The sequence below is a fragment of the Herbidospora galbida genome (assembly GCF_005233835.1).
In the GTDB taxonomy this organism is placed as follows: domain Bacteria; phylum Actinomycetota; class Actinomycetes; order Streptosporangiales; family Streptosporangiaceae; genus Herbidospora; species Herbidospora galbida.
Genome location: NZ_SZQA01000006.1, coordinates 12,642 through 38,370 on the forward strand (window position 1 = coordinate 12,642; position 25,729 = coordinate 38,370).

The window sequence follows — 25,729 nt, forward strand, 5'->3', positions numbered from 1 at the left end:
GCCGTCAGCCTAGGACGTCGTCCAGTGCCACTCGATGGAGGCCCGCTCCCGGCGGGCCGCCAGCCACTCGGTGAACGCCAGCCGCCCGGCCAGGGCCAGGGTGTCGGCGTCGTTCGCGGCCGGACGGCGCTCCAGCACCAGGCCGGTCAGATAACCGTTCTCGAAGGCCACCGGGCCGATCAGCGTGTCGCGCGGCGCGTGCCGCAGCGGGGCGGGCAGCGCGCGGGCCCGGCGGGTGCCGACCACGACGGCGGCCTCCGGGCAACCGAGCAGCCCGCCCAGGCCGCGCAGGATCTCTCCGTTGACCGGCTGGGTGCTGGTCACCCACATGGCCCGGACCAAATCGAAGTCGTCCTGGTGGTGGGCCAGGTAGGCGGGGGCCAGCTCCTCCTCCTTGCGGCGGCGGAACCGGCGGCGACGCGCGATCAGCGTGATGAAGCCCTCGAACTGGCCACCGGACATGCCCATCTCGGCCACCCACGCCAGGGTCTCGGCCCGGTCGCGCAGGGGCACGCCGTCGCGGAACTCGTCGGCGGCGGCGCGGAGGTCGTCTTCGGTGAGCGGCTCGACGTCGGCGAGCATCTCGGCCCTGATCAGGCAGTAGTCGACGATCTCGTCGTGGACCGCGCGGTCACGATGGGAGAACTGGCGGACCATCGTGACGGCTTCCGCGATCGGCAGGTGAACCGCGTCGACCCGGACCAGGCAGTCGGCGCCCGCCGTGGATCCCGCTGTGGATCCCGTGATCACTGACTTCCGCTCCTCTCGGCGAACCGTGCCGCGCGGCGAGGCCCTTTCCGAGGGGGCCCGGCGCCGCCTCGCCGCGCGACGATCAGAGGGCTCCCGGGGCACCGGGGATGTGCGGCACACCCCCGACGGGAACCCGCCTCCGACGGTAGAAGCAGTCACTTGAGGATCACTGGTGCCGACTTGCAGGACTCTTGTGCTTACGCCCAGGTCAACATCCGGAGCGGGTCCTCCAGCATCGCGCCGACGTCGCGGAGCACGTAGGAGCCCAGTTCGCCGTCGATCACCCGGTGGTCGAACGACAGCGCGAGCGTGGTGACCTTGCGCACCGCGAGCTGCCCGTCGACCACCCACGGCATGTCTCTGATCCGGCCGAACGCCAGGATCGCCGACTCGCCGGGGTTGAGGATCGGGGTGCCCGCGTCGATGCCGAAGACGCCGATGTTGGTGATCGTGACGGTGCCGCCGGACATCTCGGCCGGGGTGCACTTCCCGGCCCTGGCCCGGTCGGTCAGGTCAGTGAGCGCCCTGGCGAGCTCGGGGAGCGAGAGCGCCTGTGCGTCTTTGATGTTCGGGACGATCAGGCCGCGCTCGGTGGCCGCCGCGATGCCCAGGTTGACCGACTTCTTGATGAGGATCGCCTCGTCGGTCCAGGTGGAGTTGGCGTGGGGGTGCCGCTTCATCGCGGTCACCAGCGCCTTGGCCACCAGCAGCAGCGGCGACACCTTGACCCCGGCGAAGTCGGGCTGCTCCCGCAGCCGGCGCACGGCGTTCATCGTCTCGGTGACGTCGATCTGGAGGAACTCGGTCACGTGAGGGGCGGTGAAGGCGCTGGCCACCATCGCGGCGGCGGTGGCCTTGCGGACCCCGCGTACCGGGATGACCTCCTGCTCCTCCACGACCAGCGGGACGACGGGCGCGACCTGCGCGGCCAGCACGTCGTCGCGGGTGATCGACCCGTTGGGCCCGCTGGGCGCGACGTCGGCGAGGTCGACGCCCAGATCCCTGGCCAGCTTCCGGACGGGCGGCTTGGCGAGCACGGCGACGCGCTGCGGCGAGCCGTTGGAGACGGGCACCGCCTCCGGGGCCGCCGGGCTCTTGCGCGCCCTGCGCTTGCTGGGGCCCTGCTTGACGCCGTAGCCGACCAGGACCGGCTCGCGCTTCTGGGGTTCCTCGGGGACCAGGCTCTCGGTCAGGGCCTCTTCGGTCGCGTCGTCGACGGTGATGATGACCCGCCCGACGTCGACCGTCTCGCCCTCGGCGGCCAGGATGGCGGCCACCTCGCCCTCGAAGGGAGAGGGGAGCTCGACGACCGCCTTGGCGGTCTCGATCTCGACGATGATCTGGTTGACCTTCACGGTGTCGCCGACGGCGACGTGCCACCGGACGATCTCGGCCTCGGTCAGGCCCTCGCCCACGTCGGGCAGCTTGAAGTCACGTTTCATCCGAAGGTCTCCTAGTAGCCGAAGACGCGGTCGACGGCTTCGAGGATGCGGTCGAGGTCGGGCAGGTAGTGGTCTTCCAGCCGCGACGGCGGATAGGGCGTGGAGAACCCGCCCACCCGCAGGACCGGCGCCTCGAGCCGGTAGAAGCACTGCTCGGTCACCCGCGCCGCGATCTCGCCGCCGAGGCCGCTGAAGACCGGAGCCTCGTGGACGACCACGCACCGCCCGGTGCGGTCGACGGCCTCGCGGACGACGGGCATGTCGAGCGGGTTGAGGGAGCGCAGGTCGATGACGCCGACCGAACGCCCGTCTTCTTCGGCCGCCGCGGCGGCCTCCAGGCAGGTCTTCACCATGGGGCCGTAGGCGACGAGGGTGACGTCGTCGCCCTCGCGGGCCACGCGGGCCCGGTCGAGCGGCAGGCCGGGGGCGCCGAACTCGACGTCGGCCTTGTCCCAGTAGCGGCGCTTGGGCTCGAAGAACACCACGGGGTCGTCGCAGCGCACCGCGTCTTGGATCATGGTGTAGGCGTCGACCGGGTTGGAGCAGGCCACCACGCGCAGGCCGGCCGTGTGGGTGAAGTAGCTCTCGGGGGACTCGCTGTGGTGCTCGACCGCGCCGATGCCGCCGCCGCAGGGGATGCGTACGACCACCGGCAGTTTGAGCTTGCCCAGGGAGCGCAGCGGCATCTTGGCGAGCTGGGTGATGATCTGGTCGGCGGCCGGGAAGACGAACCCGTCGAACTGGATCTCGCAGACCGGCCGGTAACCCCGGAGCGCCAGGCCGATCGCGGTGCCGATGATGCCCGACTCGGCGAGCGGGGTGTCGATGACCCGGTCTTCGCCGAAATCCTTCTGCAGGCCGTCGGTGACGCGGAACACGCCGCCGAGCTTGCCGACGTCCTCGCCCATGACGAGCACCTTCGAGTCGGCGTCCATCGCCGCGCGAAGCCCCTCGTTGAGGGCCTTCGCCAAGGTCAGAGTGGTCACTGGGCCCCCTCGAAGCCGGCCAAATAGGTCGTGAACTGCTCCCGCTCCTCGGCGAGGAGGGCGTGGGGCTCGGCGTAGACGTGCTCGAACAGCGCGGCGGGCTCCGGGTCGGGGAGGGCCAGGCAGCGGGCCCGGAGGTCCTTGCCGAGCTGGTCGGCCTCGGCCTCGACCTTGTCGAAGAACTCCTGGTCGGCCAGCTGATTCCTGAACAGGTAGGCCTTCACGCGCTCGATCGGGTCTTTGAGCTTCCAGGCCTCCAGCTCGTCGGCGACCCGGTAGCGGGTGGGGTCGTCGGAGGTGGTGTGGGCGCCCATGCGGTAGGTGAACGCCTCGACCAGGGTCGGGCCGTTGCCCTCGCGGGCGTTGCGCAGCGCCGCCCGGGTGACCGCCAGGCAGGCGAAGACGTCGTTGCCGTCGACCCGGATGCCGGGGAAGCCGAAACCGCTGGCCCGCTTGTAGAGGGGGATCTTCGACTGCTTCTCCAGGGGCTCGGAGATGGCCCACTGGTTGTTCTGGCAGAAGAACACGACCGGCGCGTTGAAGACGGATGCCCAGATGAAGGCCTCGTTCACGTCACCCTGGGAGGTGGCGCCGTCGCCGAAGTAGACGATCGTGGCGGCCTCGGCGCCGTCGCGCTGGATGCCCATCGCGTAGCCGACCGAGTGGAGGGTCTGCGAGCCGATGACGATCGTGTAGAGGTGGAAGTTGTGCTCGATCGGGTCCCAACCGCCGTGGTTGACGCCGCGGAACAGGCCGAGCAGGTGGAGCGGGTCGACCCCGCGGCACCAGGCGACGCCGTGTTCGCGGTAGGTCGGGAAGGCCATGTCGGCGTCGGTGAGCGCGCGGCCCGATCCGACCTGGGCCGCCTCCTGGCCGAGCAGCGAGGCCCACAGCCCGAGTTCGCCCTGCCGCTGGAGGGCGACCGCTTCCAGGTCGACCCGGCGCACCAGGACGAGGTCGCGGTAGAGCGACCGGACCTCTTCGGCCGTCAGGTCGATGTCATAGTCGGGATGCTCGACCCGCTCACCTTCGGGTGTGAGGAGCTGGACGAGTTCCGGGGGTGCCGTAGGGGCAGTCATGTGCCACTCCTGCGTTCGGGGCCGTACATGAATGGGGTCTCCATCACGCATTGGCCAGGTCTAGACGCTTTCGTCCCGATTGGTGGTGGAACGTCCGCGCATGCGGACATAGTGGCAGACATCACTGTCTGCCTCCACACCCTGCTCCACACCTTTCCGGTTCCCCTCCGACCTGCCGCCACACCATCCACAGCCTGTGGATAAGCTTGTCGCGCTCACTCTCCATCCCCAAACAGGAGGCACCCCAAGTGGCGCGCGTGATCGTCGATGTCATGCTCAAGCCGGAGATCCTCGACCCCCAGGGTCAGGCCATCGCCCGCGCGCTCCCCCGGCTGGGGTTCTCGGGCGTCTCGGACGTCCGGCAGGGCAAGCGTTTCGAGGTCGAGGTCGACGGACCGGCCGACGACGCGGCGATCGCCGAGGTCAGGAAGATGGCCGAAACCCTGCTGGCCAACACGGTGATCGAGGACTTCGTCGTCCGCGTCGAGGGGTAAAACAGCACATTCCCGTCGGCCCGAACCACGCAAAGCGTCACAAGGGCCTCATCTGCCATCCGTAAACCGGCTTCCAGGTCAACCTAAATAACAAGAGCGTGATTTTGCGGTTAGCCCTCATCACACAGGGAAGCTCTGCTTAGGTACCTACGACGACCGGGGAGGGAACCCCGTGGACATCGAGTTCTCGCTCGCTTTGCCAAGGGATGCGGTCGGCATCCCGATGGTCCGTCGCGTGATCGGAGACGCCCTTCGTTCGCTCGGCGTGACGGAGGACTGTGTGTCCGACATCCTCCTCGCCACCTCAGAGGCGTGCGCCAACGCTGTGCGGCACGGCGGGCCCTCGGCCCGCTACCAGGTCGAAGCGGCCATAGACGACGGCCGCTGCGAGCTCCGTGTGGTAGACGGCGGTCGCGGGCTCACCGCGATCCCGCAGCGCTACCCCTCAGGCGAGGTCGAGAACGGACGCGGCATCCTGATCATGCAGGCCGTGGTCGACGAGATCTCCTTCGACATCACTCCTGGCAGCGGCACCACCGTGCGCCTCTGCAAGGAACTCGACTGGGACCACGACGCCATCGCGCTGGCGATGGCCAAAGACCGCGAGCTTGCTGCCGTCTGACCCCTTTTCACCCACTCGACGACCCACTCGACGTGGTCCGATAACCTGAGGCGTACCGCCAGAGACCGCCGGACATGAGAGCCGGAGGCTTCGCGTGCGTTTACTTCAGGCAGATTCACTAGCGCGAGCCACGCTCGGCCTTCGGCCGACCGCATCTCGCTTGGAGGATTTCGGACCATGCGGGTGGGCGTCGTCACCTTTCCCGGAACACTCGACGACCAGGACGCGGCGCGGGCGCTGCGGCTGGCCGGTGCCGAGGCCGTGCCCCTGTGGCACGCCGATCACGACCTCAAGGGGGTGGACGCGGTCTTCCTCCCCGGCGGGTTCTCCTACGGCGACTACCTCCGGTGCGGGGCCATCTCCCGATTCGCGCCCCTGATGACCGAACTCGTCCCCGCCGCCCAGGCGGGGCTGCCGATGCTGGGCACCTGCAACGGCTTCCAGATCCTCTGCGAGGCCCACTTGCTGCCGGGCGCCCTGGTCCGCAACGCGGGCCTCCACTACGTCTGCCGCGACCAGCGGATCAGGGTCGACAACGCCTCGACCGCCTGGACGACCGACTTCGCCGAAGGCCAGGAGATCACCCTCCCGGTCAAGCACGGCGAGGGCCGCTACGTCGCCGACGCCGAGACGCTGGCCGAGCTCGAGGCGTCCGGCCGGGTCGTGTTCCGGTACGCCGGCTCCAACCCCAACGGCTCGCTCAACGACATCGCCGGCATCACCAACGAGGCCGGCAACGTCGTCGGCCTGATGCCCCACCCCGAGCACGCCGTCGAGGAACTGACCGGCGCCCCCGGCGTCGACGGGCGCGGCTTCTTCTCCTCCATCGTCCGGAAGCTGGTGAACGCGTGAGCGCTTCTGCGATGTCTGTCGACACGGTCAAGCGGGCCGGGCAGACCCCCGACGAGCGCATGCCGTTCGCCGAGCTCGGCATGAAGCAGGACGAATACGACCGCGTGGTGGCCATCCTCGGCCGCCGCCCGACCGGCTCCGAGCTGGCCATCTACTCGGTCATGTGGAGCGAGCACTGCTCGTACAAGTCGTCGAAGGTGCACCTGCGGCAGTTCGGCACCAAGGCCCCCAAGTCCGAGGCGCTGCTGGTCGGCATGGGTGAGAACGCGGGCGTCGTCGACATCGGCGACGGCTGGGCGGCCACCTTCAAGATCGAGTCGCACAACCACCCCTCCTACGTCGAGCCCCACCAGGGCGCGGCCACCGGTGTCGGCGGGATCGTCCGCGACATCATGTCGATGGGCGCGCGGCCCGTCGCGGTGATGGACTCGCTGCGGTTCGGCGGGCTCGACCAGGGCGACACCCGCCGGGTGCTGCCCGGCGTGGTCGAGGGCATCTCCCACTACGGCAACTGCCTGGGCCTGCCGAACATCGGCGGCGAGGTCGTCTTCGACCCCTGCTACATCGGCAACCCGCTGGTGAACGCGCTGTGCGTGGGCCTGCTCAGGAAAGACCAGATCAAGCTGGCCACCGCCCCCGGGCCGGGCAACAAGGTCATCCTGTTCGGCGCCCGGACCGGCGCCGACGGCATCGGCGGCGCCTCGGTGCTGGCCTCGGCGACCTTCGAAGACGAGTCGCAGGCCAAGCGGCCGGCCGTCCAGGTCGGCGACCCGTTCATGGAGAAGCTGCTGATCGAGTGCTGCCTGGAGCTCTACCAGGCCGACGTGGTCGTCGGCATCCAGGACCTCGGCGCGGCCGGGGTGTCCTGCGCGACCACCGAGCTCGCGGCCAAGGGCACCGGCGGCATGACCGTCGACCTCAACCTCGTCCCGCTGCGCGACCCCACGCTGCGGCCCGAGGAGATCCTGATGAGCGAGTCGCAGGAACGCATGATGGCCGTGGTCACGCCCGGCGACATCGACGCGTTCCTGGCGATCTGCGAGAAGTGGGACGTCCCGGCGACCGTCATCGGCGAGGTGACCGACACCGGCCGCCTGGTCATGACGTGGGACGGCGAAGTGATCGTCGACATCCCGCCGGGCACCGCCGCCGACGACGGCCCGGTCTACGAGCGGCCCTTCCACGAGCCGCTGGGTCAGCACGACCTCAACCTCGACACCCCCGACTCGCTGGAGCGCCCGTCCGACCTGCGGACGACCCTGCTCCAGCTGCTCGCGTCGGCGAACCTCTCGTCGCGCGAGTGGGTGACCTCTCAGTACGACCGCTACGTGCGCGGCAACACCGTGCTCGCCCAGCCGGCCGACGCGGGCCTGCTGCGGGTCAGCGAGGTCATGCCGGGCGCCGAGGAGACCACCCGGGGCATCGCCCTGGCGACCGACGGCAACGGGCGCTACGCCAAGCTCGACCCCTACGCGGGCGCGCAGCTGGCGCTCTCGGAGGCCTACCGGAACGTGGCCGTGACCGGGGCGACCCCGCTCGCGGTGACCAACTGCCTCAACTTCGGCTCGCCCGAAGACCCCGAGGTCATGTGGCAGTTCGCCGAGGCCGTGCGCGGCCTGGCCGACGCGTGCAAGACCCTGGGCGTGCCGGTGACCGGCGGGAACGTGTCCTTCTACAACCAGACCGGCACGGCCGCGATCAATCCGACCCCCGTGGTGGGCGTGCTGGGCGTGATCGACGACGTCGCGAAGCGCGTCCGGTCGGGCTTCCCGGCTGCCGGGCTGCGCGTGGTGCTGCTGGGCGCGACCTACGACGAGTTCGGCGGGTCGGAGTGGGCCCACGTCGCCCACGACCACCTGGGCGGGCTGCCGCCCCGGGTGAACCTGGAGGCCGAACGCGACCTGGCGACCGTGCTGACCGAGGCGGCCAAGCAGGGTCTGCTCGAGGGATCCCACGACCTGTCCGACGGCGGTCTCGGCATCGCGCTCGCGGAGGCCTGCCTGGCCCAGGGGGTCGGCGCGACCGTCTCCCTGCCGGGCGGCGACGCGTTCGTCGATCTGTTCTCCGAGTCGACGGCGCGGGCGCTGGTCTGCCTCAAGCCGGAGCACTTCGAGACGCTGACCGACCTGTGCGCCCGCCTCGACGTGCCCTGCTACGGCCTGGGCGAGACCGGCGGCGACAGCCTGGTCGTCGAGGGCGTCCTGGAGGCCACGGTCACCGAACTGCGGATGTCCCACGAGGCCACGCTTCCGGGCGTGTTCGGGTAATCCCCAGGTCGTACAGAGAAAAGAGCCCCTCCGGCGCCGAAATCCAGCGCGCGGCTCTGTCCGCTCTGGCCTCAGCTTGAGCAGGTCGTCCAGTAAGAAAAGAGCCCCTCCGGCGCCGATCCGGAGGGGCTCTGTCATGTGTACGAGCATCGAGGCCCCCACGACCCCAACGCCTGTGACATCAGGTGACAGAGAGATAGACGAGCAAGGTGTGCCGTTGGATGTCAGCGGAACATCACGTCTTCGCATCGGTGAACGCGTATTAATCCCTGGTATGGCCTCTTCGCGTTGGCCGCGCTCCCAGGCAGCGGAATAATCAGCACCGTTCGGGAGGATCCCGCACTTCAAGCCCAAGGCTGACCTCCGGAGGATCTCCGTGACCTCGAACGACCAAGACCCCTTCCTGCCGCCGGCGACGCAGCCGGTGCGGGGGGTCGTCTGGTTCATTCACATGATCGTGCCGATGCTGGGCCTGTGGCTGCTGCTGGCCCACCCGGTGGACGAGGACCCGCACACGGTCGACCTCGACCACGTCTGGCAGCACAACCCGAGCCACTTCTGGCTGGTCCTGGTGGTCGCCGGGATCAACCTGGTGCTCGGGGTGCTGATCAGCCAGGCGTCGGCGCGGCGGAGGGACGCCCGGCTTCTCCTGGTCTCGCTGGTCTTCCTGAGCAGCGCCGGGTTCTTCACCCTGCACGCGCTGACCACCCCGGCCGTCATCCTGCCGGGCGCGACGGTCGGCTTCGACCTGGCCCACCCGGTCGGTCTGATGATCGCCTCGGTGTTCGCCTTCCTGTCGGGCCTGCCGCTCAACGACCGGCAGGGCGAGACGGTGCTGAAGCTCCAGCTTCCGCTGCGCATCGCGGTGGGCGTGCTGCTGGTCGCCTGGGGCGTCGCGTCGCTGGTGCCGGGCCTGACGCCGCTGACCGACAAGCTCCCGCCCGGCGGCATCGGCCTCGGTTACTGGGGGCTGATCGGGGTCTTCCTGTACGTCGCCGCCGCCGTCATGATGTTCCGCCTGCACCGCAAGCGACCGGCCGCCGTGCTGATCTCCCTGATCACCGCCTACGCGCTGCTGGCCGAGGTGATGATCGCCGGGATCGAGCACCGCAACTGGGCGCTCTCCTGGTGGCTCTGGCACGTGCTGCTGACGCTGGCGTTCTTCTTCGTGGCCTACTCGGCCTACATCCAGTTCCGGCGCGAGGGCTCCAGCAGCGGCCTGTTCGACGCGGTCACCCTGTCGGCGACCGCCCGGCGCATTCAGGCCCAGTACGAGGAGGCCCTGGAGGAGCTCGTCTCCCACCTGCGCCGCCGGACCGAGTCGGGGGTGCCGGTCGCCACGCGGCTGGCCGGGCGGTTCAAGCTGACCGAGGGCCAGGCGGCGGTGCTCGACCGGGCCGGCGCGGCCCTGGCGAACGAGCGGGAGCTGTCGGAGCGGCTGGGCGCGCTCGTCGAGGTCGGCGGCCGGGCCCGGGTCGGGCTGCCCGAGTCGGAGCTGCTGTCCGAATCGCTGCGGCGGGTCCGGGAGGCGTACGGGGACGTGCGGGTGAGCGTCATGAGCGATGGCGCGCTGACCCCGCTCGGCGCTCGCGGCGCCCCCACGCTGACCACCCAGGAGATGGCCGCCCTGACCGGCGGGTCGCCGGTCGAGATGTCCGGTTCGGTGGTCCACCCGCTGACCGTGAAGGGCCACCTGGCGGGCGCGCTGGCCGTGCCGGTCGGCCAGACCTCCCAAGACGCCGCCCTGGCCGCCACGCTGGCCACCCAGCTGTCCATCAGCCTGGAGAACGCCCGGCTGTACGCCGAGCTGGAGACCCTCTTCCGCGCCTACATGTCCCCCGACGTCGCCAAGAGCCTGCTCGCCGACCCCAACAAGGCCGCGCTCGGCGGTTCGCTGACCGAGGTCACCGCCCTGTTCGCCGACCTGCGCGGCTTCACCACGTTCTCGGAGAAGGTCTCGCCCGGCGAGATCGTCGACATGCTGAACCGCTTCCACACCGCGGCGGTGCCGTGCATCCTCGGCAACGGCGGCACGATCGTGCAGTTCGTCGGCGACGCCCTGCTGGCCCTGTTCAACGCCCCCGCCCCGCAGGCCGACCACGCGCGGCGGGCCGCGCAGGCGGGTCTGGAGATGCAGCGGGCGGCGGCCCGGGTGTCGGCCGAGGTACTGCGCGAGCAGGAGGCCGGGCTGCTGTCGGAGGTCGAGTGGCCCAAGTTCCGGGTGGGCGTGAACACCGGCCCGGCGCTGGTCGGCAACATCGGCAGCCCCGAGTTCCGCGGCTTCAACGCGATGGGCGACGCGGTCAACGTCGCGGCCCGGCTCCAGGCGCTGGCCGAGCCCGGGTCGGTCGTGATCGGCCAGTCGACCTACGACCTGCTCGGCCCGGCCGACGTCGTCTCGCTGGGCGACCTGTCGCTGAAGGGCAAGGACAACACCGTGCACGCGTACGTGCTGCGCGGCATGGAGATCGATTTTACGAACGACCATGCTTGACCCAAGACTTGGCGACATGAAATCACCGGAGCCAGGAGAGTTCCTGGCCCTCCTCACCGCCGAGGAGATCGCCGACCTCCGGGCCGCCGGGCGACCCCGGCAGTGGGAGCGCGGCGAGACCGTCATGACCGAGGGCGACACCAACGACTGGGTGATCGTGCTGACCTCGGGCCGGGTGAAGGTGTCGTCCCACACGGCGGGCGGCACCGAGGTCGTCCTCGCGGTACGCGGGCCTGGCGCCCTGCTGGGCGATATGTCGGCCGTCGACGGGGGCCCCCGCTCGGGCACCGTGACCGCGCTGGAGCCCATCGAGGCCATCGTGGTCCGCGACTTCGCGGCGTTCCTGCGCGAGCACGGCCGCATCGCCGTGCTGCTCCTGCAGCTCATCACCGGCCGGCTGCGCGACGCCGACCGCAAGCGGGTCGAATACGGCGCGTTCGACACCACCGGCCGGGTCGCCACCCGCCTGGTCGAGCTGGCCGAACGCTACGGCGAGCAGACCCCGGGCGGCGTGAGAGTGATGCTGCCGCTCTCGCAAGACGAACTGGCAGGGTGGACCGGCGCGTCCCGCGAGGCCGTCAGCAAGGCCCTCAGGAGCCTGCGCGACCGGGGCCTGATCGAGACCGGCCGACGCCGCGTGATCATCTACGACCTGGACGGGCTGCGCAAGAGAGCCCGGTGAGCTACGCCTGGCGGGTCTGCTTCGTCACCGGCCTGGGGCTGATTCTCATCGGCATGTCGGGCAGCACATTGAACGTCGCGTTACCCGTGGTCGTCCGGCACTTCCACGCCTCGCCGTTCGCGTCGAACTGGATCCTGCTGTCGTTCATGCTGGTGAACACGGCGACCCTGGTGTTCTTCGGGCGGGTGGCCGACCTGCTGGGGCGGCGCGGGGTCTACCTGGCCGGGTTCGCCCTCTTCACCGCCGCTTCGGCGCTGGCGGGACTGGCCCCGAACGTGGGCGTGCTGATCGCGATGCGGGCGCTGCAGGCGATCGGGGCCTCGATGATCCTGGCCAACGGGACCGTCATCATCACCGACGCCTTCCCGCCCGACCGGCTGGGCCAGGGCATGGGCGTCTACATCGGCACCCTGTCGATCGCGCAGCTGGCCGGGCCGACGCTGGGCGGGCTGATCGCCGACACGCTCGGGTGGCGGTGGATCTTCTGGGTGAACGTGCCGGCCGGGCTGCTGGCGCTGGTCGCCGGGCTCCTCATCCTGCGGCCCGGGAGCCCGGGACGACGAGCCCCGGTCGACGCCGCCGGGAACCTGGTGATCTTCGCGCTGCTGTCGGCCGCGCTCTACGCGGTGACCGAGGGATCGCTCGCCGGCCTGGCGGTCGCGGCGGCGCTGGCGCCGGTCCTGTTCGCGGTGGAGCGGCGGGCGGCCAACCCCATTCTGAACGGCGCCCTGTTCGGGGCGCCGCTGCTGGTGTTCTCCAACCTGGCCTCGTTCTGCGCGGCGCTGGCGCGGTCGTCGCTGATCCTGCTGGCCGGGCTCTACTTCCAGGCGGCACGCGGGGTCGACGCGCTCCAGGCCGGGCTGGCGATCCTGCCGGTGCCGGCCGGGATGGCGCTCGCCTCGCCCCTCGCCGGGGCCCTGGCGCGGCGGCTGGGGGCCTACGCGGTGTCGGTGGGCGGGGCGGTGCTCGCGGCGTGCGGGCTGGCGGTGCTGGCGCTGTCGACCGAGGCGTCCTATCCGGTGATCGCGGCCGGGCTGTTCCTGGCCGGCTGCGGGAACGGGACCTTCCTGACCGGTAACACCACGCAGATCATGAACGTGCTCCCGGCGGGGAGTCTCGGGGTGGTCAACGGGTTCCGGCTGACGATCCAGAACTTCGGCATGTCGCTCAGCGTGGCGACCACGCTGACCCTGCTGACCGGGGCGGTCACGCCGGAGATCCGGGCGCAGGTCTACCAGGCGACGCTGTCGCTGCTCTCCCCCGCTGCGGTGGAGCAGCTGATGGGGGGCTTCCGGGTGACGTACGCGACGCTGTTCTGCGTCAGCCTTCTCGGGGCGCTGTGCGCCGCGCTCGCGCGGCCATCGTCTCGACCCCGGCCATGAGCAGGTCGACGCCGTACGCGTAGTACTCGGCCACGTCGGCCTCGTCTTCGTAGGTCTTGGCGAACTCCATCAGCAGCGGGAAGCGCTCGGCCGACAGGTTCTCCAGCTCCAGGCGCTTGCGCCGGCGCCATTCGCGCGCCTCGGCGGGGCTGAGCGGGGTGGGGCACACCGGCGCGCCGCCCACCAGGCCGATCACGCCCGACAGCAGGTAGGACGACACCAGGAAGCCTTCTTGGACGGTGAACCCGCCCCGGCGGAGCAGTTCGAGAGCCATGTTGGTGGCGACGTTGAAGCTGTCGACGCGGTGCTTGTCGACGAGGTGGAGCAGGGTCGCCAGCGCCGGATGCCGGTCGAGCAGCGCGACCAGGCGCTCGACCACGCCCCGGACCTGCACGTGCCACTCGGGCTCGTCGGTGACCTCGGCGAGGATCCGCGCCAGCAGGTGGTCGGTCACGCCCGCGAGCAGTTCGTCCTTGTTCTTGAAGTGCCAGTAGAGGGCCATCGGCGTGACGCCGAGCTCCTGGGCGAGCCGCCGCACGGTGACGGTCTCGAGCCCTTCGGCGTCGATCAGGTCGATGGCCCGTTCGACGACTGATTCCCGGCTCAGCTTCTCAGGTGCCACTTGACAACTATACGACGTACAAGCTGAGCTATGCACTGTACATGTACGCCGTACAAGTACTCCGTATAGGGGGCCTGAGCAATGCGATCAAGATGGTGGGTGCTGGCGGCCGTGTCGCTGGCGACGTTCATGACCTACCTCGACAACAACGTGGTCAACGTCGCCCTGCCGACGATCGAGCAGGACCTGGGGCTGACGCTCGCCGGGCTCGAATGGATCGTGAGCGGCTACATCCTGGCCTTCGCCGGGCTGCTGCTCGCCGGCGGGCGGCTGGCCGACGTCTTCGGGCTTCGCGTCATGTTCTTCATCGGCCTGGCCGTCTTCACCGCCTCCTCGGTGGCGGCAGGGCTGGCCGGGTCGCAGGAGACGCTGATCGCGGCGCGGGTCGTGCAGGGCGTGGGCGCCGCCCTGGTGACGCCGACGTCGCTGGCGCTGATCCGGGCCACGTTCGTCGACGCGCGCGAACGCGCCACGGCCGTGGGCATCTGGGGGGCCGTCTCCGCCTTGGCGCTGGCCGTCGGGCCGCTGACCGGCGGCCTGCTCAGCGAGAACATCAGCTGGGGCTGGATCTTCCTGATCAACCTGCCCATCGGCGTGGTGGTGGCGGTGATCGCCGCGGTCGCCCTGCCGGCGAGCGTGCGCACCCGAGGGGTCCGGATCGACGTGCCCGGCGTGCTCAGCTCGTCGCTCGCGCTGTTCGCGCTGACCTTCGCGCTCATCGAGGGCGAGGGCGAGGGCTGGACCTCCGGGCTCATCCTGGGCTCGTTCGCGCTGGCCGCCGTCGCGTTCGCGACCTTCCTGGTGATCGAGTCGCGCAGCCGTCAGCCGATGATCGACCTGCGCCTGTTCCGCTCACGGGTGTTCAGCGGCGGCCTGCTGTCGATGGGCATGTGGGCGTTCGGCGTGTTCGGGATCTACTTCTTCACCGCGATCTACCTGCAGAGCGCGCTCGGCTTCAGCCCCACCGAGGCCGGGGCGGGCTTCGTGCCGATGGCGCTGCTCATGGCGGCCGTCGCGGTCTTCTCGCCGCAGCTGGCCCGCCGCATCGGCACCGGCCCGTCGGTCGCCGCCGGGCTGGCCCTGATGGTCGTCGCGATGGCGGGCCTGTCGAACACCGGCGTCGGCTCGACCTATCTCGACCTGCTGCCCTGGTTCCTGATCTTCGGCGCGGGCGGCGGCATGCTCGTGCCGCTGACCGACGTGATCATCGGCGCGGTGCCCGCCGACCGGGCCGGGGTCGCCTCCGGAACGCTCAACGTCTCCCGCGAGGTCTTCGGACTGCTCGGGATCACCATCCTGGGCGCGATCCTGAACGCCCGGCAGACCGCCCCGACGATGGCGGCGTTCCTGGACGCCTACCAGTTCACGCTGCTCATCGCCGCGGCGATCGTGCTGGTCGGGGTCCCGGTCGCCCTGTACGCCCTCCGCAAGGACCGGACCGTCGAGACGGTCACCCAGGACGAACGGGACCCCGCGCTGGTCTAGCTGCCGATCTTCTTGCCCTGCTTGTGCCAGGCGACCACGACCGACGGACGGGGCTGCGAGGTCCCGCCGTCGGGGAAGTGGGAGATCGGGGCGGCCGGCGAGGCGCCGGTGCCCTCACCCGGGTGCTGCACGGCGACGAAGACCGACTTCTGGTCCTCCGACACCAGCGGACCGCAGCACTCGGCGCCCTTGGGCATCGTGAGGAACTGGCGGACGTGGCCCTTGTCCTTGCCGCGGACCGGCACGGCGAACAGGCCGTCGTGGGTCCCCAGGGCGTTGCCGTCCGTGGAGATCCAGAGGTTGCCGTCCTTGTCGAAGGTCACGTTGTCGGGGCAGGAGATCGGCGAGACCTTGGTCTTGTCGAAGCCGCCGAAGTAGGTGCCCGGGTCGTTGGGGTCGCCGCAGACCAGCGGCAGCGTCCATGCGAAGGTCAGCGCCGCGGCGTCGTCGCGGTTCTCGGCGATCTCCAGGATGTGGCCGTGCTTGTTGTTGAGGCGCGGGTTGGCCTCGTCGGGGCCGGAGCTGCGCGCGGTGTTGTTGGTCAGGGCGACGAACACGGTGCCGGTGACCGGGTTGCGCTCCATGTCCTCCGGACGGTCCATCTTGGTCGCGCCGACCTTGTCGGCGGCCAGGCGGGTGAAGACCAGAACCTGCTCGGCGGTCATCCCCGCGACGTACGACTTGGTGCCGCTGACCAGCGGGATCCACTTGCCGACGCCGTCGAACGCCTTGTCGGCGGGCAGCTTGCCGGTGCCGTCGATCTCGGCGGCCGGGCTGTCGCCGGTGAACTGCGCGACGTAGAGGGTGCCGTTGTCGAGCAGCGTCCGGTTGTGGCGGTCGTTGCCCGGGACGTAGCGGTCCTTCGAGACGAACTTGTAGATGTACTCGAACCGCGAGTCGTCGCCCATGTACGCCACCAGGCGGCCGTCACGGCTGATCGTCGTGGTGGCCGCCTCGTGGGCCATCCGGCCGAGCGCGGTGCGCTTGATCGGGGTCGAGTCGGGGTCGGTCGGGTCGATCTCGACGATCCAGCCGAAGCGGTTGGCCTCGTTGGGGTTCTTCGACAGGTCGAAGCGCTCGTCGACGCGGTCCCAGCGGCGGCCGCCGAGGGCGGCGGGGAATGCGTAGCGGGTCAGCCCGGCCTGGGCGTCCGCCGGAGCCTTGCCGGCGTTCACGAAGTACTGGTTGAAGTTCTCCTCGGCGGTCAGCACGGTGCCCCACGGGGTGGTGCCGCCGGCGCAGTTGTTCAGCATGCCCTTGACGACGCGGCCGCTCGGGTCGGCGGCGGTCTTCAGCAGGCTGGAACCGGCGGCCGGGCCGGTGAACCTCATCTCGGTGTGGGCCGTGATGCGGCGGTTGTAGCGGCGCGGGCCGGAGGTGACGAGCTCCCAGCGGCCGGTGCCGCCGCTGCGCCTGATCTCGACGACCGAACCGCCGTGGGCGTTCATCGCGATGGCGATCTGCTCGGCGGTGGCGTTGTCGCCGTTGGTGTAGCCGCGGAACATCAGCTCTTCGTTGGTGTACTCGTGGTTCACCCACAGCAGGCCGCGGTCCCGGCCCAGCTGGAACAGCGTCACGAAGTCGCAGTTGTAGCCGAACTGCTTGGCCTGCGCGTCGGGCGTCTGCGCCTCGAAGTCGAAGGCCGGGGCGCCCGGGACGACCGGGTCGCCCCACCGGACCACGACCGCCGACTGGTAGCCGTTGGGCACGGTGATCTGGTCGTTGGTGTTCGGCGCGACCGGCGTGAAGGTCAGGCCGCCCTTGTAGGGGTGGGAGCCGCCGCTGTGCCAGTTGCCGCCCTTGTTCCACCAGTCGAGGGTGAACTTGTCGTCGGCGGCGGCGGGGGTCGCGGCGGCGCCGACGACGCCGGCCGACAGGACCAGCGCGCCCAGCGCGCCCGCGCGCAGCGCGCCACGGCGGGACATGTCGGCGACGACGTCACCGAAATAGGTGTTCTCACTCGTGTTGGGGACTTCGTGGAAACAGGCGTCGCCACAGCGGTACTTGCACGTCATGGCGCTGCGGCCGCCCGGGTGGGCCGGCGTCAGCAGCGGCAGGGATCGACGCGGTGACGGGTTCGTCACAGCTCCTCCAAAGGGGTCGCGCGGGATCGGGGGAACGGCCCAGACGGCGCAGGTCCCCGCCCGGACCGTATTGTTGGCGACCGAAGTGACGGTGAACATCGGTCGCCTCATCGGTGAACGATCCCCACGGGCCACAATGGGCACATGCCGCCCCGCCGCCAAGACCCTTCGCGCGTCCGCGCAGCTCTCGACGTCCAGCTGGCAGATCTGGGCCTGCCGCCGTTCGACGGCCCCGACAGCGCAGCGGGTCCCGCCGTGGTCTCGGCGGTGCTGTCGGCGTACGGCCGGGAGACGGCGCCCCAGCGCGAGGCGCTGCGCGCGGCCGTGCGGTTCCTGCTCGACGAACTCGTGGCGAGGGCGCCCGGCCGGACCGTCGAGGTGCGGGTGCCGCCGTTCGCCGCCGTGCAGTGCGTCGAGGGGCCCCGGCACACCCGGGGCACCCCGCCGAACGTGGTCGAGACCGATCCCCGCACGTGGATCGGGCTCGCCACCGGCCGGGAGGACTGGCCGGCGGCGCTGGCCGACGGGCGGGTCAGGGCGAGCGGCGGCCGGGCCGACCTGTCGCCCTACCTCCCGCTCGCCTAGTAGCCGCCCTCCGAGACCGGCGCGTTGATCTTCCGCTGGACGCACTGCTGCGACGACTCCTGCGTGGGGTGCAGCCGGGTGTCGAAGCACTCCGCGATGTTGTTCTTGTTGGCCCAGTTGACCACCACGCCGATGATGATCGCGCCTATCACCAGCGTCAGGATGCTCAGGATCAGGCCGACGACGGCACGTCCCTTGTTCGACCGCTTCGAGATCGCGATGATGCCGACGATCACACCGGCCACCGCCACCAGCAGCCCGAGGCCGCAGACCAGCAGCAGCACGATGGCCACGATGCCCAGCACCAGCGCCGCCGTGCCCAGCCCGCCCTTGGCGGGCGGCTTGTCGGCGTAGGGCGCCGACGGGTAGGGCGCCTGCGGGTAGGAGGTCGGCTGGTAGGCGCTCGGCCCGGTGGGGGCGGGCTGAGTCGGCGACGTCCCGTAGGGCGGCGGATAGTCGGGCCGGCCCTGCGGTGCGCCTTCGGGCGGCGTCTCCGCCCGGTATCCCGGCTGGTTCTCCGGTCGATTCTCAGGCCGGTTCTCGGGCCGGTTCTCCGGCCGGCCCGGGTCGGGTCCGAGGGAGCCGCCCGGGTGCTGCTGGGCGCTGAAGACGGCGGTGTCCTCGGCGTCCGGCGACGGCCTGCCCGGGGCCTGTTCGGGCGGAACGTCCCAGGGCATGCGCCGCTTGGGCTGGTCGTCCCTCGGCTCGTCAGGAGTGGTCATGTTCCTGTCACTTCCCCTGCGGGGCCGGGGGTACGGCGGCCGACACGGCAAAGCACTGGTGATCATTTCGCCGGGTTCAGCCCACCCGGGGGTCCGAGCAGCCAAGAGGCCGAAATAGACTCAAGCATGTGCTGAAGGGCGACGGCCATCTGAGCCATGACCTTGACCCTCTCGACCAAGGCCCGAAAGACGCCTGTGGCGTCTTCGGCGTCTGGGCTCCAGGGGAGGATGTCTCCAAACTCACCTACTACGGGCTGTACGCGTTGCAGCACCGCGGCCAGGAGTCCGCGGGCATCGCGGTCAGCGAGGGCAGCCGCATCCTCGTCTACAAAGACATGGGCCTGGTGGCCCAGGTCTTCGACGAGTCGATTCTCGGCACCCTCAAGGGACACCTGGCCATCGGCCACTGCCGCTACTCGACCACCGGCTCGAGTGTGTGGGAGAACGCGCAGCCCACACTGAGCTCGACCGACGTGGGCGGCCTCGCGCTGGCCCACAACGGCAACCTGATCAACACCGGCGAGCTCGCCGAGCGGGTGGCCCCCGGCACCACCAGGGCCACCACCGACAGCGAGATCCTCACCGCGATCCTGGCCAAAGACCGCTCCGAGCCGATCGACGAGGCGGCCGCCCGGCTCCTCCCGATGGTCCGCGGCGCCTACTCACTCGTCTTCATGGACGAGAAGACGCTCTACGCGGCCCGAGACCCCCAGGGCATCCGTCCGCTCGTCCTGGGCCGTCTGGAGCGCGGCTGGGTGGTGGCCTCCGAGACGGCCGCCCTCGACATCGTCGGCGCGACGTTCCAGCGCGAGGTCGAGCCCGGTGAGCTCCTCACCATCGACGAGCGCGGGGTCAAGTCGCAGCGGTTCGCCCCGGCCGACCCCAAGGGCTGCCTGTTCGAATACGTCTACCTGGCCCGCCCCGACACCACGATCGCCGGGCGCGGCGTCCAGGCGACCCGGGTCGAGGTCGGCCGCCGGCTGGCCCGCGAGCACCCCGTCGACGCCGACCTGGTGATCCCGACCCCCGAGTCGGGCACCCCGGCCGCGATCGGCTACGCCGAGCAGAGCGGCATCCCCTACGGCCAGGGCCTGGTGAAGAACTCCTACGTGGGGCGCACCTTCATCCAGCCGTCCCAGACGATCCGCCAGCTCGGCATCCGGCTGAAGCTGAACCCGCTGAAGGAGATCGTCCAGGGCAAGCGGCTGATCGTGGTCGACGACACGATCGTGCGCGGCAACACCCAGCGGGCGATCGTGAAGATGCTGCGCGAGGCCGGGGCGACCGAGGTCCACGTGCGCATCTCGGCCCCGCCGGTGGCCTGGCCCTGCTTCTACGGCATCGACTTCGCCACCCGCGCCGAGCTGCTGGCCGGTTCGATGGACGTCGAGGAGATCCGCGAGCACCTGGGCGCCGACTCCCTCGGCTACATCTCGATGGAGGGCCTCACCGAGGCCACCACCATTCCGGCCCAGAAGCTGTGCCGGGCCTGCTTCGACGGCAGCTACCCCATCCCGATCGACCAGGACAAGGTCGGCAAGTACGTCCTGGAGGCCCGCGCATGACCTCGTACGCCGCCGCCGGTGTCGACATCGAGGCCGGTGACCGCGCCGTCGAGCTGATGAAGTCGAAGGTGGCCCGGTCGCGGCGCCCCGAGGTCGTCGACGACGCCAGCGGGTTCGCGGGCCTGTTCGACGTGTCGGCCCTGCTGAAGTTCCGCCGGCCGCTGCTGGCGACCTCGACCGACGGGGTCGGCACCAAGGTCATGCTGGCCTCCAAGCTCGGCAAGCACGACACTATCGGCATCGACCTGGTCGGCATGGTCGTCGACGACCTGGTGGTCTGCGGCGCCGAGCCGCTGTTCATGACCGACTACATCGCCTGCGGCAAGGTGGTCCCCGAGCGCATCGCCGAGATCGTCGGAGGCGTCGCCGAGGGCTGCCGCCAGGCCGGCTGCGCCCTGGTCGGCGGCGAGACCGCCGAACACCCGGGCGCGATGGGCCCCGACGAATACGACCTCGCGGGCGCCGGAACGGGCGTCGTCGAGGCCGACGAGCTGCTCGGTCCCGACCGGGTCCGCGCGGGCGACGTCGTGGTGGCCATGGCGTCGTCGGGGGTCCACTCCAACGGCTACTCGCTGGTCCGCCACATCATCAAGACGGCGGGCCTCGGCCTGGAGTCACAGATCCCCGAGTTCGGCCGGACGCTGGGCGAGGAACTCCTCGAACCCACCCGGATCTACTCGCTCGACTGCCTGGCCCTGACCGCCCACGTGCCGGTGCGGGCCTACGCCCACATCACCGGGGGCGGCCTGACCGCCAACCTGGCCCGCTCGCTCCCTGGGAGTGTCGACGCGGTCCTCGACCGCTCGTCGTGGACGGTCCCGCCGGTCTTCACGGTCCTCGGCGAGGCCGGGAAGGTCCCGCAGGCCGAGCTCGACAAAACCTTCAACCTGGGCGTCGGCATGGCCGCGATCGTCCCGGCGGAAGACGCCGACAAGGCGCTGGAACTCCTCGCCACCCGCGGCGTGCCGTCGTGGGTCCTCGGCGAGATCGTGCCGGGCACGGGCGAAGCGCGATACCGCTGATCGAGAACGATCCTCAGTGCCCGGCGAAAGGCCGCCGGGCACTGAGGAAACACGAAAGGCCGCCTGGTGGTGGTTGCCCCCGGGCGGCGCTTTCGGTCTCGTATGAAAATGGCTGTATGCACTCCGGTCACCCGGAGCGCGGGACCCTCACGAGGTCGCGCGGAAAACACCCGGCGTGGCGAACCGCGCCGGGCGTGATCAACGCTGGGTCAGGTGCCGCTCAACGACGGCCCCCGGATGAGGAGTCGTCCTCATCGTCCTCGTCATCGACGTTGGCGTAGTCGGCGTACCGCTCGGCCAACTCGTCATAAGGGTCGTGCTCGTCTGTGCGGTCGGAATCGACATGCTCCTCGACTCCGAGCTCCGCGCGCAGGCGCTCAAGATCGGTGCCGCCGCTGTTGTACTTCAGCTGGCGGGCAACCTTGACCTGCTTGGCCTTGGCTCGGCCGCGCCCCATTGGCTCGACCCCCTCATGCGGGGTCGTGCCCGACCCCTCGTCGCTAACGCACCACGCACTGACGCCACCTGACTTTGGACGTCAGCCAATTCGTTCGCCTACAACCGTACCTGTTTTGCGCCCCGCTCGGTACGCCGTATGCGCGTCGGCGGTCACCGGCCCAGCCAAATACCCCTAAGCCGCCCGACTTCCGACATTCTGCGCTCCGCCAGCCTATCTGCTGCGACGGCCGGTGGAACGCCTTCGTCGTCGGCGATGGCGAAGATTTTCAGGGTCGTGTCGAAGATCTGACCCGCCCGCGCCCTCGCCCTGTCCATGTCGAATCCGGCGATCTCATCAGCGACCTGGATCACTCCCCCCGAATTCACCACGTAGTCGGGGGCGTACAGGATGCCGCGGTCGGCGAGTTGCTTCTCGACCCCGGGGTGGGCGAGCTGGTTGTTGGCCCCGCCGCAGACGATCTTCGCCCGGAGTTCGGCCACGGCCGTGTCGTCGAGCGCGCCGCCGAGGGCGCAGGGGGCGTACACGTCGATGTCGCTCCGCTTCAGGGTCGCGGCGTCGGGGACGACCTCGATCTGGGGATGCCGCTGGCGGATCCGGCCGACCGCGAGTTCGTCGACGTCGCAGACGACCACCTCGCCGCCCTCTTCGAGAATGTGTTCCACCAGCCGGTGGCCCACCTTGCCGACCCCCTCGATGCCGACCCGGCGGCCGCGCAGGGAGGTCTCGCCGAAGGCGTGCCGGGCGGCGGCCCGCATGCCCTGGTAGACGCCGTAGGCGGTGAGGATCGAGCTGTCGCCGGCGCCGCCGTTGGCGGGGGTGCGGCCGGTGACGTAGGAGCACTCGCGGGCGATGAGGTCCATGTCCTCGCTGTAGGTGCCCACGTCACAGGCGGTGTAGTAGCGCCCGCCGAGCGACTGGACGAACTTGCCGTAGGCGCGCAGCAGGGCCTCGGACTTGTCGGTCGCGGGATCCCCGATGATCACCGCTTTGCCGCCGCCGTGGTCGAGGCCGGCGAGCGCGTTCTTGTACGCCATCGCCCGCGACAGGTTCAGCACGTCGGCCAGCGCGGCGGATTCGTCCGGGTAGGGATAGAAACGTGTTCCACCCAGGCCGGGGCCGAGGGCGGTGTTGTGGATGGCGATGATCGCGTAGAGGCCGGACTTGTCGTCGGCGCAGAACACGACCTGTTCGTGACGGGTCTGATCCTTGTGGGAAAGCCCGAAGACGTCGGTCACTTTGGTGACTCCTGATCGTCTGTGTCCGCCGCCCCGTTGCGGCGGTTCCACCTCCCAGCGTAGCGACGATCATGGATTACGGAACGCCGCCCAATGCGTGACGCGGCGTGGCATGGCACGATGCCGTTGTGCTGCCCTACGCCGCGTATCTCCGCGTCTATGAGCCGCTGAGCGCCTTCTCCGAGCAGGATCGCCTTCGGTGGAACGCCTATGCCCAGAACCCGCGGCGGCCCCGCCGCGCGGGCGCCCTCGCGGTGGAGCACGAGGAGTCGCTACGCCGGCTGTTGCGGGTCCCACCCGCCCCGGCGCCGGCGGCGGAGAGTCACAACGCCTATCTGCGCCGGGTCGACGGCGTCCTCTACGTCTGCCCGTGGCAGACCCGGCTGCGGTCGTGGCTGGCCTTCGCCTCGTGGCGCGGCAGCCTCCCGACCAAGCTGGCCAACCGCTTCGTCCCCCCGCCGGTCGCGGAGCGCACGGCCGAGGAGTTCGACGCCTTCAAGCGCGGTGAGCCCTCGCTGCGCATGCACATCATGACCAGCACCTGGCACGTGCCGACGCCCTGGTTCGTGCCGTTCGACTCCGCCGAGCGCTGGCTGGTCCTGCGCGGCGAGCAGGAGCCCGAGTCGTCGACCGGCGTGACCATGGCCCCGGCCAGGAACATGCTCTACGTCACCTCGATGGCCCAGGCCAGGAAGCGGGTGGCCCGCGCCCTGGTGGTCATCCGCCGTCACGTGGGCGACGTCGACACGCTGACCGACGTCGAGGAAGTGGGCCGCTGGCTGGAGGAGTTCCACCCCCACTCGCTGGTGGAGCTCGATTACGGCGGCATCGTCCACCTCATGGACGACGAGACCCTCCAGGCCGATCAGTCGGTGGCCGAGCTGGCCGCCGCTCTCACGGGTTTGGACAACGGTCAGGAAGAACTTGCCTTCGCCATGTACCAACGGGTGATCCTCCGCTGGCGGTCAGTGCAGAGCCTCGAATCGGCTAACTGACCGTAATCACCCGACGCTGACCTGCAACGTTGGGTCAGGAGATGCGCGATCTAACAACTGCGAACTGAGTAGTTTGCCGTTTTCACTGCGATACCACGAAACGTGTCGCTAGAATCACCGAGCGTGACATCAACACGTGGTCGAGACGTTGTGCCCAGAGGGCTCGCCAATCGCGCTACGTGGCTGTATGGTCACATCGGGTGATGCCGCAAATGGTCCGTGAAACCGCACGTTATGGATCATTGAGGGACATCCCGTGACAAGCGCAGATATAAGTCGCAGGATCGCTGTCGCCGGTCCACACGGAGGAGAGGCCGCACAAATGTCAGCTCGTACACCCGAGGCAGAGCCACTGCTCACCCCGGCGGAGGTCGCAACGATGTTCCGGGTCGACCCCAAGACCGTCACGCGGTGGGCGAAGGCCGGCAAGTTGACGTCCATCCGCACGCTCGGTGGGCACCGGCGTTACCGGGAGACCGAGGTGAGGGCGCTGCTGGCGGGGATTCCGCAGCAGCGTTCGGAGTAACGCAGCGGGGGGTCGCAACCACGAGGGGGATGGCGCGCTCGCGTGAGTGAGCGCGTCCAACAGCCGCACACCTGCAGTAGGGGTGTGGAAAGGCGCCGCCCGCCCGGCGCCAACCCCCACCGGTTCCGTGGCCCCTCCCGCTTCGTCCTGACAGCTTTCTCAAGGATCGAGACAAGTCGGCCGTACCTTATTCGGCTCTCGATCGTTCTTCTTGGCAGGTGCACATCCGCGCATCGTGGGGAGAACCATGTCAGGACCGTCCATGCAGACCACTGCCCGGCGCGACATCGCGGTACCCGGACCTACCGGACTCGACGGATTCAGTCCACGGCCACGGCCGACGATTCGCAACGTAGCCGAGCGCGCGGGCGTCTCTAAGTCCCTGGTCTCGCTGGTCCTTCGCGGCTCACCTCATGTGAGCGAACATCGCCGGGAGGCGGTTCTGCAGGCGGCCAGGGAGCTGGGATACCGGCCCAACGCCGTCGCCCGCAGTCTCGTCGAAGGCCGCACTCATCTGGTCGGGGCCCTCGTCGCCGACCTGCACAACCCGTTCTACGCCGAGTTCCTCGACGGCCTCCAGGAGAGCCTCCACGGTGAGGGCCTGCGGCTGCTCATCGGCTCCGGCCGGTTCGACCCGGCGTTCGAGGACGAAGCCGTCGAGGCCTTCCTCGAACTGCGCGTCGACGGCCTGGTGCTGCTGGGCGTCGCCCCCTCCAGCGACACGCTGGCCGAGGCCGCCGCCTACACGCCGACCGTCGTCGTCGGAGAACGTGACGTCGACCTCGAGAGCGTCGACATCGTCGTCGACGACGACCAGCTCGGCGCGCGTCTCGCGGTCGACCATCTCGTCGAGCTCGGACACCGCCGGATCGCCCATATCGAGGGCACCCCCTCATCCGCGGCCCGTTGCCGGTGCGAGGGCTATCTGGTGGCCATGCGCCGTCACGCGCTGGCGCCGTACATCATGGTCGAGCACGGTGACTTCACCGAGGAGGGCGGCCGCCGCGCGGCGCTGGCCCTGCTCGAGCGCGACCCTCGGCCGACCGCCATCTTCGCCGCCAACGACGTCGTCGCCCTCGGGGTGCTCACCGCCGCCAGCGAGCTCGGGCTGCGGGTCCCCGAAGACCTGTCGGTCGTCGGTTACGACAACACGCACCTGGCCGCCGTCCACCACATCTCGCTGACCTCGGTCGACCAGCCGCGCCGCGCGATGGGCCGCTCGGCCGCCGCGCTGCTCAGCGACCGGATCTCCGAGCCCGGCAAGAACTCGCGCCTGCGCCAGGTGACGCCGCAGCTGATCACCCGCCGCAGCACTGGGCCCGCGCCAAAGGATTCCCAAAGCTAGGTCAACCGGTCCGGCGTCGGGTCACGGTCCGTG

The 25,729-nt window shown here is 70.0% G+C and carries 23 protein-coding genes; 14 read left to right on the forward strand and 9 right to left on the reverse strand.

Annotated features, from left to right (window positions below; all coding sequences use genetic code 11):
* Nucleotides 1-9 precede the first annotated feature (9 nt).
* The 4 genes from FDA94_RS08625 to pdhA all read right to left on the reverse strand — a co-directional run bounded on the left by FDA94_RS08625 (nucleotide 10) and on the right by pdhA (nucleotide 4,257).
* Nucleotides 10-750, reverse strand: coding sequence for a hypothetical protein (locus FDA94_RS08625; RefSeq protein ID WP_137246516.1), 741 nt, complete (start codon nucleotides 748-750; stop codon nucleotides 10-12).
* A gap of 197 nt (nucleotides 751-947) precedes the next feature.
* Nucleotides 948-2,192, reverse strand: coding sequence for a dihydrolipoamide acetyltransferase family protein (locus FDA94_RS08630; protein WP_137246517.1), 1,245 nt, complete (start codon nucleotides 2,190-2,192; stop codon nucleotides 948-950).
* A gap of 11 nt (nucleotides 2,193-2,203) precedes the next feature.
* On the reverse strand, nucleotides 2,204-3,178 hold the full coding sequence (locus tag FDA94_RS08635) for an alpha-ketoacid dehydrogenase subunit beta (protein ID WP_137246518.1): 975 nt from the start codon (nucleotides 3,176-3,178) through the stop codon (nucleotides 2,204-2,206).
* The gene (gene pdhA, locus FDA94_RS08640) at nucleotides 3,175-4,257 is read right to left on the reverse strand and encodes a pyruvate dehydrogenase (acetyl-transferring) E1 component subunit alpha (protein ID WP_137246519.1); all 1,083 of its coding nucleotides are present in this window, start codon (nucleotides 4,255-4,257) and stop codon (nucleotides 3,175-3,177) included. The genes FDA94_RS08635 and pdhA overlap by 4 nt, the downstream gene beginning before the upstream one ends.
* A gap of 248 nt (nucleotides 4,258-4,505) precedes the next feature.
* Here pdhA and purS point away from each other — a divergent pair, with 248 nt between their 5' ends.
* From purS to FDA94_RS08675, 7 genes are all read left to right on the forward strand, one after another.
* Nucleotides 4,506-4,751, forward strand: a complete 246-nt coding sequence (gene purS / locus FDA94_RS08645) for a phosphoribosylformylglycinamidine synthase subunit PurS (RefSeq protein ID WP_137246520.1) — start codon at nucleotides 4,506-4,508, stop codon at nucleotides 4,749-4,751.
* Nucleotides 4,752-4,923: 172 nt separating this feature from the next.
* Nucleotides 4,924-5,373 (forward strand): ATP-binding protein, encoded by a 450-nt coding sequence (locus FDA94_RS08650; protein ID WP_137246521.1) that lies wholly within the window; start codon nucleotides 4,924-4,926, stop codon nucleotides 5,371-5,373.
* Between the two features lie 177 nt (nucleotides 5,374-5,550).
* Nucleotides 5,551-6,225: a phosphoribosylformylglycinamidine synthase subunit PurQ gene (gene purQ / locus FDA94_RS08655; protein ID WP_137246522.1), complete on the forward strand. Its 675-nt coding sequence runs from the start codon at nucleotides 5,551-5,553 to the stop codon at nucleotides 6,223-6,225.
* Nucleotides 6,226-6,236: 11 nt separating this feature from the next.
* A complete protein-coding gene (gene purL / locus FDA94_RS08660) occupies nucleotides 6,237-8,492 on the forward strand; it encodes a phosphoribosylformylglycinamidine synthase subunit PurL (RefSeq protein ID WP_137246523.1) in 2,256 nt (751 codons plus the stop codon).
* 376 nt (nucleotides 8,493-8,868) lie between these two features.
* Entirely contained in the window at nucleotides 8,869-10,986 is a 2,118-nt protein-coding gene (locus tag FDA94_RS08665) for an adenylate/guanylate cyclase domain-containing protein (protein ID WP_246059664.1), read from the forward strand.
* 16 nt (nucleotides 10,987-11,002) lie between these two features.
* The gene (locus FDA94_RS08670; protein ID WP_062337460.1) at nucleotides 11,003-11,668 is read left to right on the forward strand and encodes a Crp/Fnr family transcriptional regulator; all 666 of its coding nucleotides are present in this window, start codon (nucleotides 11,003-11,005) and stop codon (nucleotides 11,666-11,668) included.
* The gene (locus FDA94_RS08675) at nucleotides 11,665-13,050 is read left to right on the forward strand and encodes an MFS transporter (RefSeq protein WP_246059666.1); all 1,386 of its coding nucleotides are present in this window, start codon (nucleotides 11,665-11,667) and stop codon (nucleotides 13,048-13,050) included. Before FDA94_RS08670 ends, FDA94_RS08675 begins: the two co-directional genes overlap by 4 nt.
* Here FDA94_RS08675 and FDA94_RS08680 read toward each other — a convergent pair.
* Nucleotides 12,989-13,672, reverse strand: coding sequence for a TetR/AcrR family transcriptional regulator (locus FDA94_RS08680; protein WP_212735238.1), 684 nt, complete (start codon nucleotides 13,670-13,672; stop codon nucleotides 12,989-12,991). The genes FDA94_RS08675 and FDA94_RS08680 overlap by 62 nt on opposite strands.
* A gap of 81 nt (nucleotides 13,673-13,753) precedes the next feature.
* On the opposite strand from FDA94_RS08680, the gene FDA94_RS08685 reads away from it, so the two are divergent.
* Nucleotides 13,754-15,157, forward strand: coding sequence for an MFS transporter (locus FDA94_RS08685; RefSeq protein WP_137246525.1), 1,404 nt, complete (start codon nucleotides 13,754-13,756; stop codon nucleotides 15,155-15,157).
* Here FDA94_RS08685 and FDA94_RS08690 read toward each other — a convergent pair.
* On the reverse strand, nucleotides 15,154-17,241 hold the full coding sequence (locus FDA94_RS08690) for a PhoX family protein (RefSeq protein WP_137246697.1): 2,088 nt from the start codon (nucleotides 17,239-17,241) through the stop codon (nucleotides 15,154-15,156). The genes FDA94_RS08685 and FDA94_RS08690 overlap by 4 nt on opposite strands.
* A gap of 144 nt (nucleotides 17,242-17,385) precedes the next feature.
* On the opposite strand from FDA94_RS08690, the gene FDA94_RS08695 reads away from it, so the two are divergent.
* Nucleotides 17,386-17,826, forward strand: coding sequence for a sterol carrier family protein (locus FDA94_RS08695; protein WP_137246526.1), 441 nt, complete (start codon nucleotides 17,386-17,388; stop codon nucleotides 17,824-17,826).
* Here the strand turns inward: FDA94_RS08695 and FDA94_RS08700 are convergent.
* The gene (locus tag FDA94_RS08700) at nucleotides 17,823-18,548 is read right to left on the reverse strand and encodes a DUF4190 domain-containing protein (protein ID WP_137246527.1); all 726 of its coding nucleotides are present in this window, start codon (nucleotides 18,546-18,548) and stop codon (nucleotides 17,823-17,825) included. The two genes, FDA94_RS08695 and FDA94_RS08700, sit on opposite strands and share 4 nt — an antisense overlap.
* A gap of 128 nt (nucleotides 18,549-18,676) precedes the next feature.
* On the opposite strand from FDA94_RS08700, the gene purF reads away from it, so the two are divergent.
* On the forward strand, nucleotides 18,677-20,113 hold the full coding sequence (gene purF, locus FDA94_RS08705) for an amidophosphoribosyltransferase (RefSeq protein ID WP_137246528.1): 1,437 nt from the start codon (nucleotides 18,677-18,679) through the stop codon (nucleotides 20,111-20,113).
* Nucleotides 20,110-21,135: a phosphoribosylformylglycinamidine cyclo-ligase gene (gene purM / locus FDA94_RS08710; RefSeq protein ID WP_137246529.1), complete on the forward strand. Its 1,026-nt coding sequence runs from the start codon at nucleotides 20,110-20,112 to the stop codon at nucleotides 21,133-21,135. Before purF ends, purM begins: the two co-directional genes overlap by 4 nt.
* Nucleotides 21,136-21,355: 220 nt before the next feature.
* Here the strand turns inward: purM and FDA94_RS08715 are convergent, their stop codons facing one another.
* Together FDA94_RS08715 and FDA94_RS08720 are read right to left on the reverse strand one after the other, a co-directional pair.
* On the reverse strand, nucleotides 21,356-21,592 hold the full coding sequence (locus tag FDA94_RS08715) for a DUF3073 domain-containing protein (RefSeq protein WP_062356318.1): 237 nt from the start codon (nucleotides 21,590-21,592) through the stop codon (nucleotides 21,356-21,358).
* 152 nt (nucleotides 21,593-21,744) lie between these two features.
* The gene (locus FDA94_RS08720) at nucleotides 21,745-22,830 is read right to left on the reverse strand and encodes a Leu/Phe/Val dehydrogenase (protein ID WP_137246530.1); all 1,086 of its coding nucleotides are present in this window, start codon (nucleotides 22,828-22,830) and stop codon (nucleotides 21,745-21,747) included.
* A gap of 128 nt (nucleotides 22,831-22,958) precedes the next feature.
* Here FDA94_RS08720 and FDA94_RS08725 point away from each other — a divergent pair, with 128 nt between their 5' ends.
* The 3 genes from FDA94_RS08725 to FDA94_RS08735 all read left to right on the forward strand — a co-directional run bounded on the left by FDA94_RS08725 (nucleotide 22,959) and on the right by FDA94_RS08735 (nucleotide 25,696).
* Entirely contained in the window at nucleotides 22,959-23,825 is an 867-nt protein-coding gene (locus tag FDA94_RS08725) for a DUF8083 family protein (protein WP_137246531.1), read from the forward strand.
* Nucleotides 23,826-24,147: 322 nt separating this feature from the next.
* A complete protein-coding gene (gene bldC / locus FDA94_RS08730; protein ID WP_013133571.1) occupies nucleotides 24,148-24,351 on the forward strand; it encodes a developmental transcriptional regulator BldC in 204 nt (67 codons plus the stop codon).
* 247 nt (nucleotides 24,352-24,598) lie between these two features.
* Nucleotides 24,599-25,696, forward strand: coding sequence for a LacI family DNA-binding transcriptional regulator (locus FDA94_RS08735; protein WP_062356307.1), 1,098 nt, complete (start codon nucleotides 24,599-24,601; stop codon nucleotides 25,694-25,696).
* The last annotated feature ends 33 nt before the right edge of the window (nucleotides 25,697-25,729 follow it).